This is a genomic window from Piscibacillus salipiscarius, assembly GCF_042685285.1.
Classification (GTDB): domain Bacteria; phylum Bacillota; class Bacilli; order Bacillales; family Alkalibacillaceae; genus Piscibacillus; species Piscibacillus salipiscarius.
In genome coordinates this window covers 1-16,572 of the sequence record NZ_JBHUMZ010000018.1, presented here as the reverse complement: position 1 = coordinate 16,572, position 16,572 = coordinate 1, and the positions used below count along the sequence as shown (strand labels likewise).

Annotated in this window: 17 protein-coding genes; 2 read left to right on the top strand and 15 right to left on the bottom strand. The window is 41.2% G+C overall.

The features are described 5' to 3' along the window. Positions 1-63 precede the first annotated feature (63 nt). The 8 genes from ACFSW4_RS06750 to spoIIR all read right to left on the bottom strand — a co-directional run bounded on the left by ACFSW4_RS06750 (position 64) and on the right by spoIIR (position 5,929). Positions 64-1,311 carry a serine hydroxymethyltransferase gene (locus ACFSW4_RS06750; RefSeq protein ID WP_377328273.1) on the bottom strand — a complete coding sequence of 416 codons (1,248 nt, stop codon included), beginning with the start codon at positions 1,309-1,311 and terminating at the stop codon, positions 64-66. Between the two features lie 39 nt (positions 1,312-1,350). Next, positions 1,351-1,896 (bottom strand): TIGR01440 family protein, encoded by a 546-nt coding sequence (locus tag ACFSW4_RS06745; RefSeq protein ID WP_377328271.1) that lies wholly within the window; start codon positions 1,894-1,896, stop codon positions 1,351-1,353. A gap of 58 nt (positions 1,897-1,954) precedes the next feature. After that, positions 1,955-2,395 (bottom strand): ribose 5-phosphate isomerase B, encoded by a 441-nt coding sequence (gene rpiB, locus ACFSW4_RS06740; RefSeq protein ID WP_054754785.1) that lies wholly within the window; start codon positions 2,393-2,395, stop codon positions 1,955-1,957. Further along, positions 2,392-2,841: a low molecular weight protein arginine phosphatase gene (locus ACFSW4_RS06735; protein WP_377328269.1), complete on the bottom strand. Its 450-nt coding sequence runs from the start codon at positions 2,839-2,841 to the stop codon at positions 2,392-2,394. The genes rpiB and ACFSW4_RS06735 overlap by 4 nt, the downstream gene beginning before the upstream one ends. A gap of 289 nt (positions 2,842-3,130) precedes the next feature. After that, positions 3,131-3,676, bottom strand: coding sequence for a manganese efflux pump MntP (locus tag ACFSW4_RS06730; protein WP_377328267.1), 546 nt, complete (start codon positions 3,674-3,676; stop codon positions 3,131-3,133). A gap of 80 nt (positions 3,677-3,756) precedes the next feature. Beyond that, positions 3,757-4,755, bottom strand: coding sequence for an L-threonylcarbamoyladenylate synthase (locus ACFSW4_RS06725; RefSeq protein WP_377328265.1), 999 nt, complete (start codon positions 4,753-4,755; stop codon positions 3,757-3,759). A 64-nt stretch (positions 4,756-4,819) separates the two neighbouring features. Further along, positions 4,820-5,224, bottom strand: coding sequence for a hypothetical protein (locus ACFSW4_RS06720; protein ID WP_377328263.1), 405 nt, complete (start codon positions 5,222-5,224; stop codon positions 4,820-4,822). A gap of 99 nt (positions 5,225-5,323) precedes the next feature. After that, entirely contained in the window at positions 5,324-5,929 is a 606-nt protein-coding gene (gene spoIIR, locus ACFSW4_RS06715; protein WP_054754790.1) for a stage II sporulation protein R, read from the bottom strand. Positions 5,930-6,072: 143 nt separating this feature from the next. Here spoIIR and ACFSW4_RS06710 point away from each other — a divergent pair, with 143 nt between their 5' ends. Next, positions 6,073-6,624, top strand: coding sequence for a GNAT family N-acetyltransferase (locus ACFSW4_RS06710; RefSeq protein ID WP_054754791.1), 552 nt, complete (start codon positions 6,073-6,075; stop codon positions 6,622-6,624). Between the two features lie 176 nt (positions 6,625-6,800). Here the strand turns inward: ACFSW4_RS06710 and prmC are convergent, their stop codons facing one another. The 6 genes from prmC to ACFSW4_RS06680 form a co-directional block, all read right to left on the bottom strand. Further along, positions 6,801-7,619 carry a peptide chain release factor N(5)-glutamine methyltransferase gene (gene prmC / locus ACFSW4_RS06705; RefSeq protein WP_054754799.1) on the bottom strand — a complete coding sequence of 273 codons (819 nt, stop codon included), beginning with the start codon at positions 7,617-7,619 and terminating at the stop codon, positions 6,801-6,803. A 7-nt stretch (positions 7,620-7,626) separates the two neighbouring features. Next, positions 7,627-8,697, bottom strand: a complete 1,071-nt coding sequence (gene prfA / locus ACFSW4_RS06700; protein ID WP_054754792.1) for a peptide chain release factor 1 — start codon at positions 8,695-8,697, stop codon at positions 7,627-7,629. Positions 8,698-8,835: 138 nt separating this feature from the next. Beyond that, the gene (locus ACFSW4_RS06695; RefSeq protein ID WP_054754800.1) at positions 8,836-9,462 is read right to left on the bottom strand and encodes a thymidine kinase; all 627 of its coding nucleotides are present in this window, start codon (positions 9,460-9,462) and stop codon (positions 8,836-8,838) included. A 432-nt stretch (positions 9,463-9,894) separates the two neighbouring features. Beyond that, a complete protein-coding gene (locus ACFSW4_RS06690) occupies positions 9,895-10,140 on the bottom strand; it encodes a type B 50S ribosomal protein L31 (protein WP_054754793.1) in 246 nt (81 codons plus the stop codon). A gap of 126 nt (positions 10,141-10,266) precedes the next feature. After that, positions 10,267-11,547: a transcription termination factor Rho gene (gene rho / locus ACFSW4_RS06685; RefSeq protein ID WP_377328261.1), complete on the bottom strand. Its 1,281-nt coding sequence runs from the start codon at positions 11,545-11,547 to the stop codon at positions 10,267-10,269. Between the two features lie 293 nt (positions 11,548-11,840). Continuing rightward, a complete protein-coding gene (locus ACFSW4_RS06680) occupies positions 11,841-12,809 on the bottom strand; it encodes a nuclease-related domain-containing protein (RefSeq protein WP_377328259.1) in 969 nt (322 codons plus the stop codon). Between the two features lie 701 nt (positions 12,810-13,510). On the opposite strand from ACFSW4_RS06680, the gene ACFSW4_RS06670 reads away from it, so the two are divergent. Further along, positions 13,511-15,706, top strand: coding sequence for a YhgE/Pip family protein (locus ACFSW4_RS06670; RefSeq protein WP_377328255.1), 2,196 nt, complete (start codon positions 13,511-13,513; stop codon positions 15,704-15,706). Between the two features lie 153 nt (positions 15,707-15,859). On the opposite strand, the gene ACFSW4_RS06665 is transcribed toward ACFSW4_RS06670, so the two are convergent. Further along, entirely contained in the window at positions 15,860-16,429 is a 570-nt protein-coding gene (locus ACFSW4_RS06665) for a cell wall hydrolase (RefSeq protein WP_377328253.1), read from the bottom strand. Between the last annotated feature and the right edge of the window lie 143 nt (positions 16,430-16,572).

The following is a 16,572-nucleotide window of genomic DNA, read 5'->3' as shown; positions in this document are numbered from 1 at the left end:
TTGCAAAACTTAATTTTCCCCAAATTTCAAACCGCATGAAAAAAGTAGCGGGAATTCCGCTACTTATTGATACATTGGAAAACGATCCGTCAGCTTTTTCACGCGTTCTTTTGCTTCTTCAAGCTTACCTTCATCTTCATGGTGCTTAAGCGTAAACGCGATAATTGCTGCTACTTCATCCATTTCCTCTAAACCGAATCCGCGAGATGTCACAGCTGCTGTTCCAATGCGAATTCCGCTTGTTACAAATGGACTTTCTGGATCAAATGGAATCGTATTTTTATTCGTTGTCACACCGATATCGTCAAGTGCTTTTTCAGCCACTTTACCTGTTAAGCCTAACGGACGAACGTCTAATAATAGTAAGTGATTGTCTGTTCCGCCAGATACAAGGCGAACTCCTTCTTTAACTAATGATTCACCTAAGCGTTTAGCGTTGTCGATAATTTTTTGCGTGTAATCTTTAAACTCTGGTTGAAGCGCTTCTTGGAACGCGACACCTTTAGCTGCAATCACGTGCATAAGAGGTCCACCCTGCATACCAGGGAACACGTTTTTATCTACTTTTTTCGCAAATTCTTCTTTACATAAAATCATCCCGCCACGAGGGCCGCGTAATGTTTTGTGAGTGGTTGTTGTTACAAAATGCGCATGCGGCACTGGGCTTGGGTGAAGACCTGTCGCCACAAGTCCTGCGATATGCGCCATATCTACTAATAGATAAGCATCCACTTCATCCGCAATCTCGCGGAACTTTTTAAAATCAAGCGAACGAGGATATGCCGATGCGCCAGCTACAATTAGCTTCGGCTTCACTTCTTTCGCTTTTTCTAATACTTTATCGTAATCTAAAACTTCAGTATCTTCCTCAACGCCGTAATCGACCACGTTATATAGCTTACCACTAAAGTTAACCGGACTACCGTGCGTTAAGTGGCCACCATGGTTTAAGTTCATGCCAAGGATTGTGTCACCTGGTTCAAGTACTGAAAAATAAACCGCCATGTTTGCCTGCGCGCCTGAGTGCGGCTGCACGTTGGCATGGTCAGCGTCAAATAGCTTTTTCGCACGATCGCGCGCTAAGTTTTCAGCAATATCCACATATTCACAGCCACCATAATAACGACGGCCTGGGTAACCTTCTGCATATTTATTCGTTAATACAGACCCAGCAGCTTGCATCACCGCTTCAGAGACAAAGTTTTCAGATGCGATTAATTCAATTTTGTCGTTTTGGCGACCTTTTTCTAAATTAATCGCTTCCAGCATTTCCTTGTCAACTTCGTGTAATTGGTTCGATAAATGTGTCATCGAGAAAGCCTCCTTATGTATGTCAAAATAAAATTTCATCTACTTCTGGTACATCGCACGCTCTCCGCCGATTAGTTTCGGTCTTGTGTAGGCAAATGTCGCATGAGCTTGTCCAACTGACGTTTGGCTTAGCCTCATTGGTACGGCTACATGCTTTAGATGCATGCCGATCAGCGTATCACCTAAGTCCATGCCGTAGTCAGCTTTAATAAACTCGACTAAAACAGGGTCATTTAGCTGTTTATATGCATGTGACGCCATCGAGCCACCTGCTTTCGGATGCGGAACAGCAATTACTTCATCTAAGTTTAATCGTTCCATCGTTTGACGTTCGACGACAACGGCACGATTCAAATGCTCGCAGCACTGAAATGCTAGTTCAACGCCTGTCTCAACCTGAAACGCTTTTAATTCATTAAAAATAGCTCCCGCAATCTCTGTGCTACCAGATGTGCCGATTCGTTCACCAGCAATTTCACTCGTCGAACAACCTAGCATAAAAATGCCATTTGAACGCACAATATTTTGGTCTTTCCACTGATTCATTATAACATGAATTTCGTTTCTTATCTTCTCTATATTCAAAATTTTCACCCCTTTTCTATTTGAAAAAATACCTGTCCCATATCGGAACAGGCACATTCTAATTTTGTTCGTAAGCCATCATTTTGCTCACACGATTTTCGTGACGCCCACCTTCGAATTCTGACTCGAGAAATGCTTTTACCACTTCACGGGCAAGGCCTGGGCCAATCACGCGTTCACCTAATGCGATCACATTTGCGTTATTATGCTGGCGCGTCATTTTTGCACTAAACACATCGTGCACGAGTGCGCAGCGTACACCTTTAACTTTGTTGGCCGACATCGACATACCAATTCCTGTCCCGCAAACTAGAATGCCAAAATCGTACTCTCCTTGAGCGACTTTTTCTGCAGCTGGAATCCCGTAATCAGGATAATCTACTGAGCAGTCGCCCTCGCAGCCTAAATCATCATACTCAATATTCATTTCATCTAATAATGACGCAATCTCGTTACGAATATTCACGCCACCATGATCTGACGTTAATACTATTTTCATTGTTCATCCCCCTTTTTGATTCGGTCGATATATGTTTCAATTTCATTCATCGTTTGTTTATACGTCTCATTCGACAACCCGATTGGATCCGCTATATCTGGGTTCAGATCTTCATCATCCTTATGTCTAGTGAATTCTTTTAAGGTAAAAACTTTTTTGCGATACTTCGGGTAATCCATTTCGATGTTGAGCTTATGATGTGCCGTCATCGTGAGCACCACATCAGCCCAGTCGAGTAGGTCATCGGTCAGGGGCTGCGACTTGTGATCGCAATCAATTCCTTTATCGCTCAAGACTTGGGCTGCCTTCGGATTCGCCTCTTGGCCGAACCCTGCGAAAATGCCGGCCGACTTCACTTCAAGGTCAGGCCTTTTATGTTTTAAAATCGCTTCAGCCATTGGTGAGCGACAAGTATTTCCAGTACAGACAAACAACACGCGTTTCAACTAAGAAACCTCCTTCAAGACTCTTCAATTGAAATATACCATAAGTCAGGGGGTAAGTGATAGATTTTCGGCTTTTTGGAGGACCGTTTTATTGGAATGCGGACAATTTTGGCTCGGATGCGGACAATTTATCCGAAAATGCGAACAGTTCTCCTCGTGACGCGAACACTTCTCCCGGCGATGCGAACAGTTCTCTCCGATATGCGGACAGTTCTCCTCGGGATGCGAACAAATCACGCTCTGACGCAACAAAAAAGAAAACTTTTGCGCGTGGCAAAAGTTTTCACATTTATAAAGCCATTTGTATGCCGATCATGATTAACACGATTCCGCCGAGGGCTTCGGAGTATCTGCCGAGAAGGGTTTTTCCTTTTCTAGCAAAAATAATTCCCATGGTTGCTAGGAACATACTCATGATGCCAAACAGCATGATAATCGCAAATTGGTTAAGGCCGAACATTCCGAGGCTGAGGCCTACGGAGAAGCTGTCGAGACTGACGGTGAAGGCTAATATTGTAAATCCAGCTAGATGCAGGGTGCGGTCTGTTTCCTTCTCGAGCATTGTCGCAACCATCATTTGAGCGCCGATGATAATTAGGATCCATCCACCGATACTTTGTGTGATTATACCGAGTTTATGGGAAAGTAAGTGGCCTAACGTAACCCCCGCTAGTGGCATGATGACGTGAAATAAGCCGACGAGTAAAATAAACGTGGCAATCATGCATAATCTAGTCCTCATTAGGCCAACTGATAAGCTGACCGAAAAGGCATCCATTCCGATAGCAACAGATAATAAGACGATTGGAATTATACTTTCATAAAAATACGTCACAAGCGTACCTCCTAGCCTTGGACATGCTAGTTAACTTTATGCAAGTCCAATGGTAAATAGAAGTAAACCTGTGACGTTTTTTATATAATCCTAGTCGCAGCTCGTTCTAATCGGTTCATGAGCGCCTCGCCAATTCCTTCTTTTGAAAAACTTTCCGCCAAAACAAGGTCGACATCGAGGTCGTCAATTTGACGTAGTGCATCATATAGATTACTTGTAATCCCCGTTAAATCTGAGCGAGAGCCGAGAATCACAGCATCGCTAAACCCGAGTTCGTTAGCTCGCTCTTTACTTACTAAAACTTGAACGGACTCACCGCGCTCTGCTGCTTCATCCGCAACCTTACGCATCTGTGAAGCATCACCGCGCACAATCCAGATTGGGGCATCAGGCGCGTAGTGTTTATACTTCATACCTGGTGAGCGTGGCTGCTCGTCTCTTTTCACTTTAGAAGAAGCAACATCGATTGGTCCGATGACCGCTTCAATATCCGATTTCGTCACGCCACCCGGACGTAAAATCATCGGCTTGTCTATTGTACAATCAATAACGGTTGATTCAACACCGACGCCCGTTTTCCCGCCGTCGACAATCCCGGCGATTCGGCCTGTTAAATCATGCGCTACATGATCAGCCGTTGTCGGGCTTGGTTTACCCGATCGATTAGCACTCGGGGCCGCAACCGGAAGCTGGCACGTTTTTAATAATTCAAGGGCAACTGGATGATCTGGCATCCTGATTCCAACCGAATCAAGGCCTGCCGTTACATTCTTTGCAAGTGTTCCGTTTGAAGGAAGTATAATCGTTAGCGGCCCAGGCCAAAAAGCATCCATCAATTTGGATGCTGTTTCCGGTTTATGAGTCACATATTTTTTTATTAGATCAGCCTGACCGATATGCACGATGAGCGGGTTGTCAGCAGGGCGACCTTTTGCATCAAAAATCGCCTGGACCGCCTGCTCGTTCGTTGCATCTGCGCCAAGACCGTAAACTGTCTCTGTCGGAAAAGCGACCGTCTGCCCTGACATTAATAGTTCGGCTGCTTCGTTGATTTGGTGTTTAGTAAACATTCGAGCCATACGTGGTTCTCCTTTGCTGATGGGTCTATCACTCATCATATTATATCACGTATGGCCCGTAAACTTATAGCTCCTTCACGAACCAATCGACATCGCTCGGGTCGTGGACAGGAGGCTCAAAGGTTTCCTTAAACTGGTTCATTTCGAGAAGTGGAGACGTTTTAGCATCTTGAACATGCACAAAGAGCTCTTTATACTTCTCAGACCTTGCTTTCTCGGCAATCCAATCAAACACCATAATGAGCATGGCTGGGTTCGTCTGTTCACTCATCACTAAGCGCCTGAGCCAAACCTTTTTATCATTAATTGGGTAGAGCACAAAAAATCCAAGCTGCTGACCATCTAGTTCTAAAAAGTATCCGTGTTCTTTTACCCAAGATTCGTTAAACAACTCTTGATCCTTTGCTTTTTTAAAAAACGTATCGTAATCCTTCGGGGACTGTTCTTTTACCGGCGTAATGTTAACCATCATCTCACTCTCCTCAAATCTAGTATCTCTATTAATTTATGTGCAAGGTTTCGTGATTATGATGATTTAGTAGAAAAATTTAATAGTTTGTCCTACTGATCAGGCAAACATTCCTTTCAGCCAGTCCCATAAAAAGAATGACACTTCAACGTCTTCCTCTTCTTCTTGCTCCTGCTTAGTATCTTTTTCGGCCTCTTCTTCGTCATGCTCTAACACTGTTGTTCCGCTTTCAAAGTCAACGAAGCATAACGGTGGGAACAAGACGCACCACCAGTTGTCACCGGCTCCCTCACCGATCGTAATTAAAATCGCTTCGTATGTGCCGCCAGGATAAACAAAACGATCATACACTTTATCGGGAAACTCAACCTCACCGTATTTTACTGAAAAAGATTGATTGCCAACCGTATCAGCTACAATCGCTTCAATTTCGCCTAAGTTTTGTTGAATATGCGAGCGTGCATCTTCAATGGATGTAAGATCTTCTACCCATTCCGTAATTTCCGCATTCACATTGTCTCTAACTTCACGCTTAATCTCTTGATCTTCATCACTATTTGAATTCGCTAATATGCGAAGACGAATGGCTTCATCAGGAATGACTTGATACCCTGCTTCAGTCGCTGGCTTCGATTCAGCAACCGACTCCATATAGACGAATTGAATAACTAAAACTAATGCAATCCCCATCATAATGTATTTCATCTCAATCAACCTTTCTCGTAATCTAGTAATTTTATGAACATTATGGACAGGGTTAATAGAGTTTATACATAATTGATAAAAAGAGTTGTCGTTTTGGAAGAATGTGTTATGATAGATTTTAAAAACTTATAGGGGGAGTTTTTATGTTTGTACATCAAGTGGATGAAGAAGTTTCGCTAAAGCTAGTTGATCTTGGGGATGCTGAAGAGTTGTTTCAGCTTACGGATCGTTCGCGCGACCATCTTCGTACGTGGCTGCCTTGGCTAGATCACACGAAGGAGCTAAAGGACACCGAAAATTATATTAAGTTTAGTAAAAAGGCCTATGCGAATCATGAGGGTATGAACACAGTGGTGCTGTATAATGGAAAGACTGCCGGTGTTGTGGGTTTTAATGAACTTGACTGGACGAATCGTATCGCGTATATCGGCTACTGGCTCGGGGTCGATTTTACGGGAAAAGGAATCATGACTCGCGCGGCTGGGGCGCTGACTGATTACGCAATCCGTGACCTTGGCATGAATAAAGTTGATATAACAGCCGCTGAGCACAACCGTGGAAGCCGTTCGATTCCAGAACGCCTCGGGTTTACAGAGGAAGGCAAAATTCGAAGCCGCGAATGGCTTTATGACCACTATGTGGACCACATCGTCTACGGCATGCTGAAAGAAGAATGGGAGAAATTAATAAGATAGCATTTGCGGATTTGCCGCAAATGCTTTTTTTGAGACATTGGGGATGCTTTTTGGGACATTTTGGTCTCTGATAAGGACTCGAATTTTGTCGAAAAAGGGTATTCAAGGCGTTTTTTGAGACATTGAGCTTGATTTATAGGACATTGACACTCGTTTTTGAGACAATGCATGCGAATTCAACTCCAAAGAACCATACGATCTTTGCCATTAATGTCTTGCAAAACTTGAACAACCGCCTCGGGATCAGCCTGCTGAATTAACTTAGGCACAGACTCGCCTTGATCATAACCAATTTCAAACGCCACAAGCCGAGGAGGTTTTCTCAAAAGACCAATTTGGCGAATGATTTCGCGGTAAGCCGCAAGACCATGGTCATCCGCAAATAGTGCTAACTCAGGGTCGTGCATCACCGTTTCTGATAGTTCAGGTCGGTCGCTCTCTGGAACATATGGCGGATTTGAGATCACAATATCGATGGGTTCATTTATGACAGGTTCTAAAAAATTGCCTTGCTTGAACTCGACATCAGCTCCTAACCTCTCAGCGTTTCCACTGGCCACTTTAAGCGCATCCGGACTTATATCGGTTGCGAACATCGATAGTTGTGGATGTTCTTTTTTCAATGTTACGGCAATGATTCCGCTGCCCGTGCCGACATCGACAATTGTATCATTAGGCTGAATAAATGGTTTGACTGCCTCGATAAGCTCTTCTGTTTCAGGGCGCGGAATGAGAACGTGCTCACTAACACTAAACTTGCGGCCATAAAATTCCGAAACACCTGTAAAGTGCTCGAGCGGCTTGCCGGTATCCGCATGATCACGCACCCAGTCTTCAAACGTGCTCCATTCGCTTAACTTTTCTTGCTGCATGAGTAAAAAATCAGCTAGTTCCACATCTAAAAGATGCATTAGCAAAAGGTCAGCAACGCGTGCCTCACGATTATGTTGTTCTAAAAAAGAAGAAGCCCACCTGCGGGCCTCTCTAACTGTCATACTCAAATTATTCACCGACTTCTTCAAGTTTCTTCGTTTGTTCATCGATAATTAAAGAATCAATGATTTCATCCAAATTACCCTGCATCACTTGGTCCAATTTATTGATTGTAAGGCCGATGCGGTGATCCGTCACACGGCTTTGAGGGTAGTTGTACGTACGGATACGCTCCGAACGGTCACCAGTACCTACCGCTGATTTACGGTTTTCATCATATTCTGCTTGCGCTTCTTGCTGGAATTTTTCATAAATACGTGCGCGCAGAACCTTCATCGCTTTTTCTTTGTTCTTAATCTGGGACTTTTCATCCTGACATGACACTACTACTCCAGTTGGTTCATGCGTTAAACGAACGGCAGACATCGTTGTATTTACACTTTGGCCACCTGGTCCTGATGATGCGAACGTGTCAACACGAATATCTTTTTCATTTATATCAACTTCAACTTCTTCTGCTTCAGGTAAAACCGCAACGGTTGCTGTTGACGTGTGGATACGTCCGCCTGATTCAGTTTCAGGCACACGTTGCACGCGGTGAGCACCGTTTTCATATTTTAATTTTGAATAAGCCCCGCGACCGTTAATCATAAAGATAATCTCTTTATAGCCACCCATGTCAGCTTCATGGTACTCGATTACTTCTGTCTTCCAGCCTTGGCTTTCCGCATAGCGAGAATACATGCGGTAAAGGTTCGCTGCGAATAACGCCGCTTCCTCACCACCTGCTGCACCACGGATTTCAAAGATTACGTTTTTATCATCGTTCGGGTCTTTTGGAATGAGCAGAAGCTTCATTTCTTGTTCAAGCGTCTCAACTTCAGGCTCAAGCTCATCAAGTTCTTCACGTGCCATTTCGCGAAGATCCTCATCTGACTCGTCTTCTAAAATGGTTTTAGATTCTTTAATGGAATCCGTCACTTCTTTATAACGGCGATATTTTTCAACGACCTCTTGTAGGTCCGATTGTTCTTTAGAATAGTCACGTAATTTTTTCGAATCATTGATGACTTCTGGGTCCATCAATAGTTCTGTTAATTTGTTATAACGATCTTCAATGTGCTGTAGTTTATCGAACATTTCCGTACACCTCTGCTTTACTATACATACTCCACATTATATCATATCACAAATGAGAAAAATATTTCTTATAATGGCGGTAAAAGTTTTAACGAGACATCTCGGTGTTGAAAAAAGCTTAAACGCCAAAAACGGCATTTAAGCTTTGTAACTGGCACGCTTGGAGTAAACGCGCTTGGTCGATCTAGGATGATTTGGAACTTCGTGGTGATGGCGACAGCGTGGCTCGTACGATTCGGATGCGCCGACTAAAATAATCGGGTCGTCATAAGATGCAGGCTCACCATTGATTAAGCGCTGCGTACGGCTTGCTGGTGACCCGCAAACTGGGCAAATCGCATTAAGTTTTGTCACCTGTTCACTAAAGGCCATTAAGTCAGGCATCGGACCGAATGGCTCCCCTCGGAAATCCTGGTCAAGTCCTGCTGCAATGACGCGGATGCCTCGGTCTGCTAAGTTTTGCGCAACATTAACAATCCCGTCATCAAAAAACTGCGCTTCATCAATGCCAACGATGTCGATTTCTTCTGTGATGTATTGTTCAATCTCGCTAGAGTCGTCGATCGGACGAGCTACGACAGAGTCACCGTTGTGCGACACGACTGATTCATCATCGTAACGGTTGTCCAATGCAGGTTTAAACACAATCACTTTTTGATTTCCATAAGTCGCACGGCGAGCGCGACGAATGAGCTCTTCAGATTTTCCAGAAAACATACTGCCACAAATGACTTCTAGCCAGCCTTTGTGTTCCATCACATACATCATAAGGGGCACCTCTTTATATTCGTTATTGTTATTATGATTCACATGAGTCCTATGTACTAATTTTTTTGATAAGAAAAATTTGGCTCCACCGATGAGGGTGAAGCTAAAAAATTTCTAAAGCAGCAGGCGGACGCTTTCCGCGGGCACGGCTCAAGCCAGGGAACTACACCGAGTAATCTTCCCAGTCCCTTGCGCCGAGTAATCGCAGGCGCATCACTCGGCAGAAAAGCACTGCCTGTGGGGTCTTGAGACTCGTGCTGTTCCCGCAGGAGTCGCCGCCCTTGCTTATTTTTCAATAAAAATATTGTTAAAATTAAAAAACTGACCGTTCTTGCCAAGTCACCACGTGTAAGGTTATATCTTGTTATAACGTTTACGATGGTGTTCAGCAATTGTGAACGGCCAGCCTCATTTTTAAAACACCTTAAATTAGTTAAGGTTGTATTTCTTCTTGAATCGATCTACACGTCCACCAACTTTGTCAGCTTTTTGCTTACCAGTGTAGAACGGGTGAGAAGCTGAACTGATTTCAACACGGATTAATGGGTACGTGTTACCGTCTTCCCATTCGATTGTCTCTTCAGATTCTAAAGTTGAACCTGTTAAGAATTTGAAATCAGAGCTTGTGTCTAAGAATACTACTTTACGGTATTCTGGATGGATATCGTTTTTCATGCTATTACACTCCTTCTTGCCCTGAATCCTGTGGAAACAGAGTTGTTTAACCGTCATAGACGGGAGAAAACTATCTTTTCATACAGAGTGATTATATCAACTGCCGTCGATTTATGCAAGAAGTTTTTATCTACGAGAACCTTTCATTTCATCATCCATGATTTTGAAAAATTCTAGGTTCGTTTTCGACTGACGTAGGCGGCGTAAGAACCGCTCTAAGAAATCATTTTGATCTTGCATCGTCTTGCGAATCGCCCACATTTTATCCAGCTGCTCTTTTGGTAGTAAAAGCTCTTCTTTTCTTGTACCAGAACGAAGTACATCGATTGCTGGGAAAATTCTGCGGTTCGCTAAGTGACGGTCTAAATGAAGCTCCATGTTACCTGTACCTTTGAATTCTTCGTAGATCACATCATCCATACGAGAACCTGTATCAACCAGCGCTGTTGCGAGTACGGTTAAGCTACCGCCTTCTTCGATATTACGCGCGGCACCAAAGAATCGCTTCGGACGGTGGAAAGACGCTGGATCAATACCACCTGATAGCGTACGGCCACTTGGCGGGATAACTAAGTTATACGCACGAGCAAGTCTTGTAATGGAATCAAGTAAAATCACGACATCTTGCTTATGCTCTACTAAACGCATCGCGCGCTCTAGAACAAGCTCCGAGACTTTAATATGGTTTTCTGGTACTTCATCAAAAGTTGAGCTGACGACATCCACATCGTCCCCGACCGAACGCTCGATATCCGTTACTTCTTCCGGACGCTCATCGATAAGTAAAATAATTAGTTTCGTATCAGGATGCTTTTCCGTAATACTGTTCGCCACTTCTTTAAGGATTGTTGTTTTCCCCGCTTTTGGCGGCGCAACGATTAATCCACGCTGCCCAAAACCAACTGGCGCCATCATATCAATGATCCGCGTCGATAGCATATTGCTTTTCGTTTCTAATGCCATCTTGCGATCAGGATATAGTGCAGTTAAACCTGGGAAGTGAATTCGCTCTTTGGCACTTTCAGGGTCGTCTCCGTTAACTGCATCCACGTGAAGAAGCCCAAAGTAACGCTCGTTTTCCTTCGGAGGACGCGCTTTACCAGACACCAAGTCCCCGTTTCTTAAATCAAAACGGCGAATTTGTGATGCCGATATGTAAATATCCTCAGGGCTAGGCGCATAGTTAATCGGTCTTAGGAAACCAAAACCTTCATTCGGAATGATTTCTAACACACCATCGACGAACATTTTCCCATCTTTTTCAGCCTGCGCCTTTAAAATCGCAAAAATTAATTCTTTCTTATTCAGTTTTGCATAATAAGAAACACCATAATCACGCGCAAGAGCATACAGCTCCTTCAACGTTTTCGTTTCTAATTCTGCAATCGTCAAAGTCTGATCTGCCACAATTACACCTCTATTTATTTTTTATAATTTATTTTCAATTGGATTAATACTTGGAAATGTCTCTTGAAGTGAGATTAAGGGATCCATTGAGGTTGGTACTTCTCTATTCTATCCTTTTTTGAGTGAGGTTACAAGTGAGATTTTGAAAACAGCTGTTTTTGGGACATTGAAATCAATATATGGGACAATAGCTTTCAAGATGAGGAATCGAATTTTGTCGAAAAGGGGTATTGGTCTTAATTTATGAGACATTGAAACCGATTTATAGGACATTCGGACTCAAATATGAGACATTACTTAATAAAATAACTGTAATGTTTAAAGTCTTTTTCATAATCAAAGTCCAAAACATAACTGGCTCCTTTTCCTTTACCGATTTTTGACCCTGTGCGTTCAAGCACTCTAGTGACATATTTACGATCTGTTTCTTGTAACCAATGTCTTGCCATTTCATTATTGATTATACTGCCATATATTAAAAAGAAATCTTTTAGTGCATTTAAAGCACCATCTGCATCTTCTTTTGAGCAATTTTTACAAACCCAAACGTTGCGCATACGTACTAACCCTTTTTTTGAACAGTGGATACAAGAGAGACCTGGCTTAAAGTCTTGCTTGGTTAAGCCATATTTATTCATGAGTTTAATATCTAAAGGTTGGTTTTCCCTAATTAATATATTATAAAGGAAATTTTCCGATATAGCCTGGGGATGACTCTTAAACTCACTTTGAAACCGCTCATAAACTAGCGGTAATTTATAGCCATAAATAATACGAGAATCAGTATGTTCACCAGGTTCAAGGATGACATGACGATTAACAAAACAGGCAACTGATTTAACAGGAATATGGATGCCGCGTTCTTTTAACCAATTGGACAGTAGAGCTTCTTGCCTACTTATTTGTAAGACTGGATCTTGGTACGTTTGAAAGTCTCCATCTTTGCTTTGAATCATACCTCCAGACTTATGGTCAAACATTATTCTACCTTTAAGATTCTTGACTTCGATTATTAGAATAAAATTTCGGCTAATCAGCAGCACATCAATTTCAAAATACTGACCATTTATAAAAAGCCGTACATTATAAAAAACTCGATAGTCCTTTTCAATAATCGGATATAAATAATAACTAATTGACTTCTCACCTTGCATACCCGCAACAGATCGCTTAAAATCCTGATTCAAATTAGAGTAAGTTGGATGTGACGATTCAAGGTTACGCAAGTAAGCAATGGTTCTTAATAATTTAATAGGTAACATATAAATCCCTCCTCTTACGTCTGTTTTATCAATTTAAATTGTTTGACACAAAAGAGGGAAATTTCAATTTTCTCTAATTAAAAAATGCAAGAATTTAACTAAATAAGCAGTCTTATTAGCCTTATATAATTAGAAAATTGGAAAACAGTAAATTTTTCGGGACATTAAGATCAGTTTATGAGACATTGGTACGTTAGATGAGGAATCGAATTTTGTCGAAAATGGGCATTCGTCCTAATTTATGAGACATTGAAACGGATTTATAGGACATTCGAGTTCAAATATGAGACATTCGCGCANTCTTATAGACCTCTTCCAATAACGAAATAATTTTCTCATTTTGTTCAATCAATTCATCATTCTGCTTTCTGAACTTCGTCATATCAAATAAAAACACAATTAAAATAACAATGATAAATATTAATAACATACTCTGCACACCTCTTTAAATGTCATAGTTAAGTAAATTCTATAAATTATTTGTTGTCCATTAAAATTTATTAAGTAAACTCACCTGAGCAGGTGAGCTAACCACTTAAAAAGAGCCGGTTAATCCGGTTCTTTTTTATGTTTTATTATTGAAATTCGGGCAAAAATAAGATGCAATAATGTTAAGCCCAAAGCAATACATTTAAGTGTGACTAGCCGAATTCGGTATAATGTTTATGTGGATTTTTAACTACAAGGAGAAGGCGAAATATATGAAGAACAGTATGCATTTATACTTGAAAGACTTAAAAAACATTTCAACAAACTGGGTAGCCGCGATTTTAATTGGTGGATTAATGATACTTCCGTCATTGTATGCGTGGATGAATATTGAAGCATCTTGGGACCCATATGGACAGACGGATCAAATTAAAGTCGGTGTTGTCAATAATGATACAGGGTCTACAGTGCGTGATGAAGAGATCCATGTAGGAAATGAATTAGTCGAACAACTAAAAGATAATGATTCAATGGACTGGCAGTTTGTCGATGAAGAGACAGCCATGGATAAAGTAGAATATGGAGACTACTATGCCGTCATTGTGATTCCCGATGACTTTTCTGAGAAATTGGGGACTGTGATTAATGATCAACCCACAAAAGCCGAAGTTAATTATTATGTGAATGAAAAAATTAACGCGATTGCTCCGAAGATTACCGATAAAGGAGCTACCACAATCGTTGAGGAAATAAGCTCAAGCTTTATCTCAACTGTCAATGGCGTAATTTTTGATATGTTTAATCAACTTGGCCATGAATTACAAAGCTCTCTACCTGATATAAGGCAATTCGAGGATTATGTTTTTACAATTGAAGAAAAGTTACCTGAAATAAAAGAGGTTTTGGACGAATCACTCTCTGATGCTGAAAACGCCGAGGTCATGATCCATGATGCTCTTAACCTTATTCCACGCGTAGAAGAAGCGTCTAATCAAGGGCTTTCGACAGTAAACGAGACCTTGAATTTTATTAATGATGCAGAAGAACGTTTAGATGAGATAGCACCACGAGTGAACGAGGATTTGAACACCATCCAACAGGCCATTCAAGATACGAATGAGTTTTTAGAATCCGTTGAACCATCTTCAATGGATTTACTGGATATGAACGAGCAAATGAACAATTGGAATGAACAAATTAATAGTACGGTTACATCTATTGAAACAGTAGAGGAAATTTTACAACAAATTCAAGAAGAACAGGAATCTGGTGAGGATTCGGGAGAAGATTCAGGTCAATCAGAAGAGAATAATCAAGAACAGATTGAAAATGCATTAAATGAACTGGCAGCAATGAAAGCTACCTTACAAGAATTGCAAAAACAACTTAATCAAGTTGATGAGATGATTGCGGAACATAATCAAGAGTTAGAAGATATGATGGCTAACTTACGAGAAACGGCTCAATTCACGAATGAGCGATTGGATGCTTTTATTACCGAATATAAAGAAACGATTGAACCTCGTGTTAGAGAAGAAATTCAACATGCAAAAAGTTCATTAGAATCGGCGAAAAGCATTTTAACCAAGGTTCAAAATACGATTCCAGAAGCACAAAACATATTAAATCGAACCGCAACTAATTTAGCAGATGGTGAAGATTTATTAGAGAGTGTTTTAGCGGAATATCCGTATATTAATACGAAAATAAATGAACTGGCTGATGAGATCCGTCAGATCCAAGGAGAAACGGATTTAGAGGAAATTATCGAGCTATTAGAAAACGATCCTGAAGCAGAGGAAAGCTTTTTTGAAGAACCCGTCAAGCTGAATCAAAACAAACTGTTTCCTATTGAAAATTATGGTACAGGCATGACACCGTTTTATACCGTATTGGCGATATGGGTTGGTGGATTATTATTGGTTTCTTTATTGGCAACCGATCCGCATCACATAGAACCGTATACAGGAAGACAGATTTACTTTGGCAGATTATTGACCTTTGTCACGATTGGCATGATTCAAACCATCATTGTGACATTAGGTGATATGTATCTACTGGGTGTAAATGTCCAAGAACCAGTTTGGTTTATATTATTTGGGCTTTTATCGAGCTTTGTGTTTATCACCATTGTTTATACTTTAGTGTCGGTGTTTGGTGATATTGGAAAAGCTTTAGCTATTGTTTTCCTTGTTTTACAAATCGCAGGTGCTGGAGGAACGTATCCAGTGGATTTATTACCAGAATTCTTTCAATCCATTCATTCTTTCCTTCCTTTCACCTATGCGATTAACTTGATGCGTGAAGCTGTGGGAGGAATTGTTTGGACTAAAGTACAACATGATGCAGCGATCCTTTCGACATTTGGACTAGTGGCATTACTTGTGGGCGCCCTATTTAAAGCGCGTTTGAACAAGTATACACACCAATTAATGAAGAAGTCGAGAGAAACGGGATTGTTTCATTAACTTTAAATGAATTTTTAATAACTGAAAATAATAAGTAAGTTAAAGAATGGGCTACCTTAACAGTTGGTAGCCCATTTTTCTCATTTCCATTATATATGATCGTTTAAAAGTCTATTACTAGGTTTTTCTATGTTTATCATTAATTCAAGTTTATTATTCTGCAAATGTATGATTTCCAATTTCAGTGACTGTCTCACGAGTAAAAATCCACTCATTGGTAGCTATATCAGGATTATAATAATAGGTTGAACCTTGTGTTGGGTCATAACCATTAACCGCGTCCATTACAGCTTGATAAGCAACGGGACTTGGTGGAAGATTATATTGTCCATCATGGACGGCAGTGAAAGCATTCTGTTGTAATATAACATTGCGAATCGTATTAGGGAAGTGAACTGAACCTTCTCGGTTTAAAATAACGGCTGCCACGGCCACCTTACCCTCATAGGATTCACCTCTTGCTTCACCATGTACAACCCTTGCCATTATCTCAACATTGTCAATTTGATATCGCGTCTTAGTTCCAACAATTCCGTCCACCCAAAGATTGGCATCATATTGGAAATCTTTAACCGCTCTTTCGGTTAAAGGGCCGAAATATCCCGTAGGTTCGACGTTTAAATATCCCATTCTATACAATTTCCCTTGAAGATCTTGTACTTCTTGTCCCGTATTTCCATATTCTAAAGTAGTCGATGCCTGAACCTCGGTATCATTTCCCATTAACAACATTCCTAATAAGAAAAACCGGACGTAAAAACTAGAGTGACCCAATAATATGAGACAGGAAAAAACACCCCCTAAGTCGTATGTAATATTAATCGACAATTTAGGAGGTGTTTTTCTTTATGGGTAAAAATAGATTT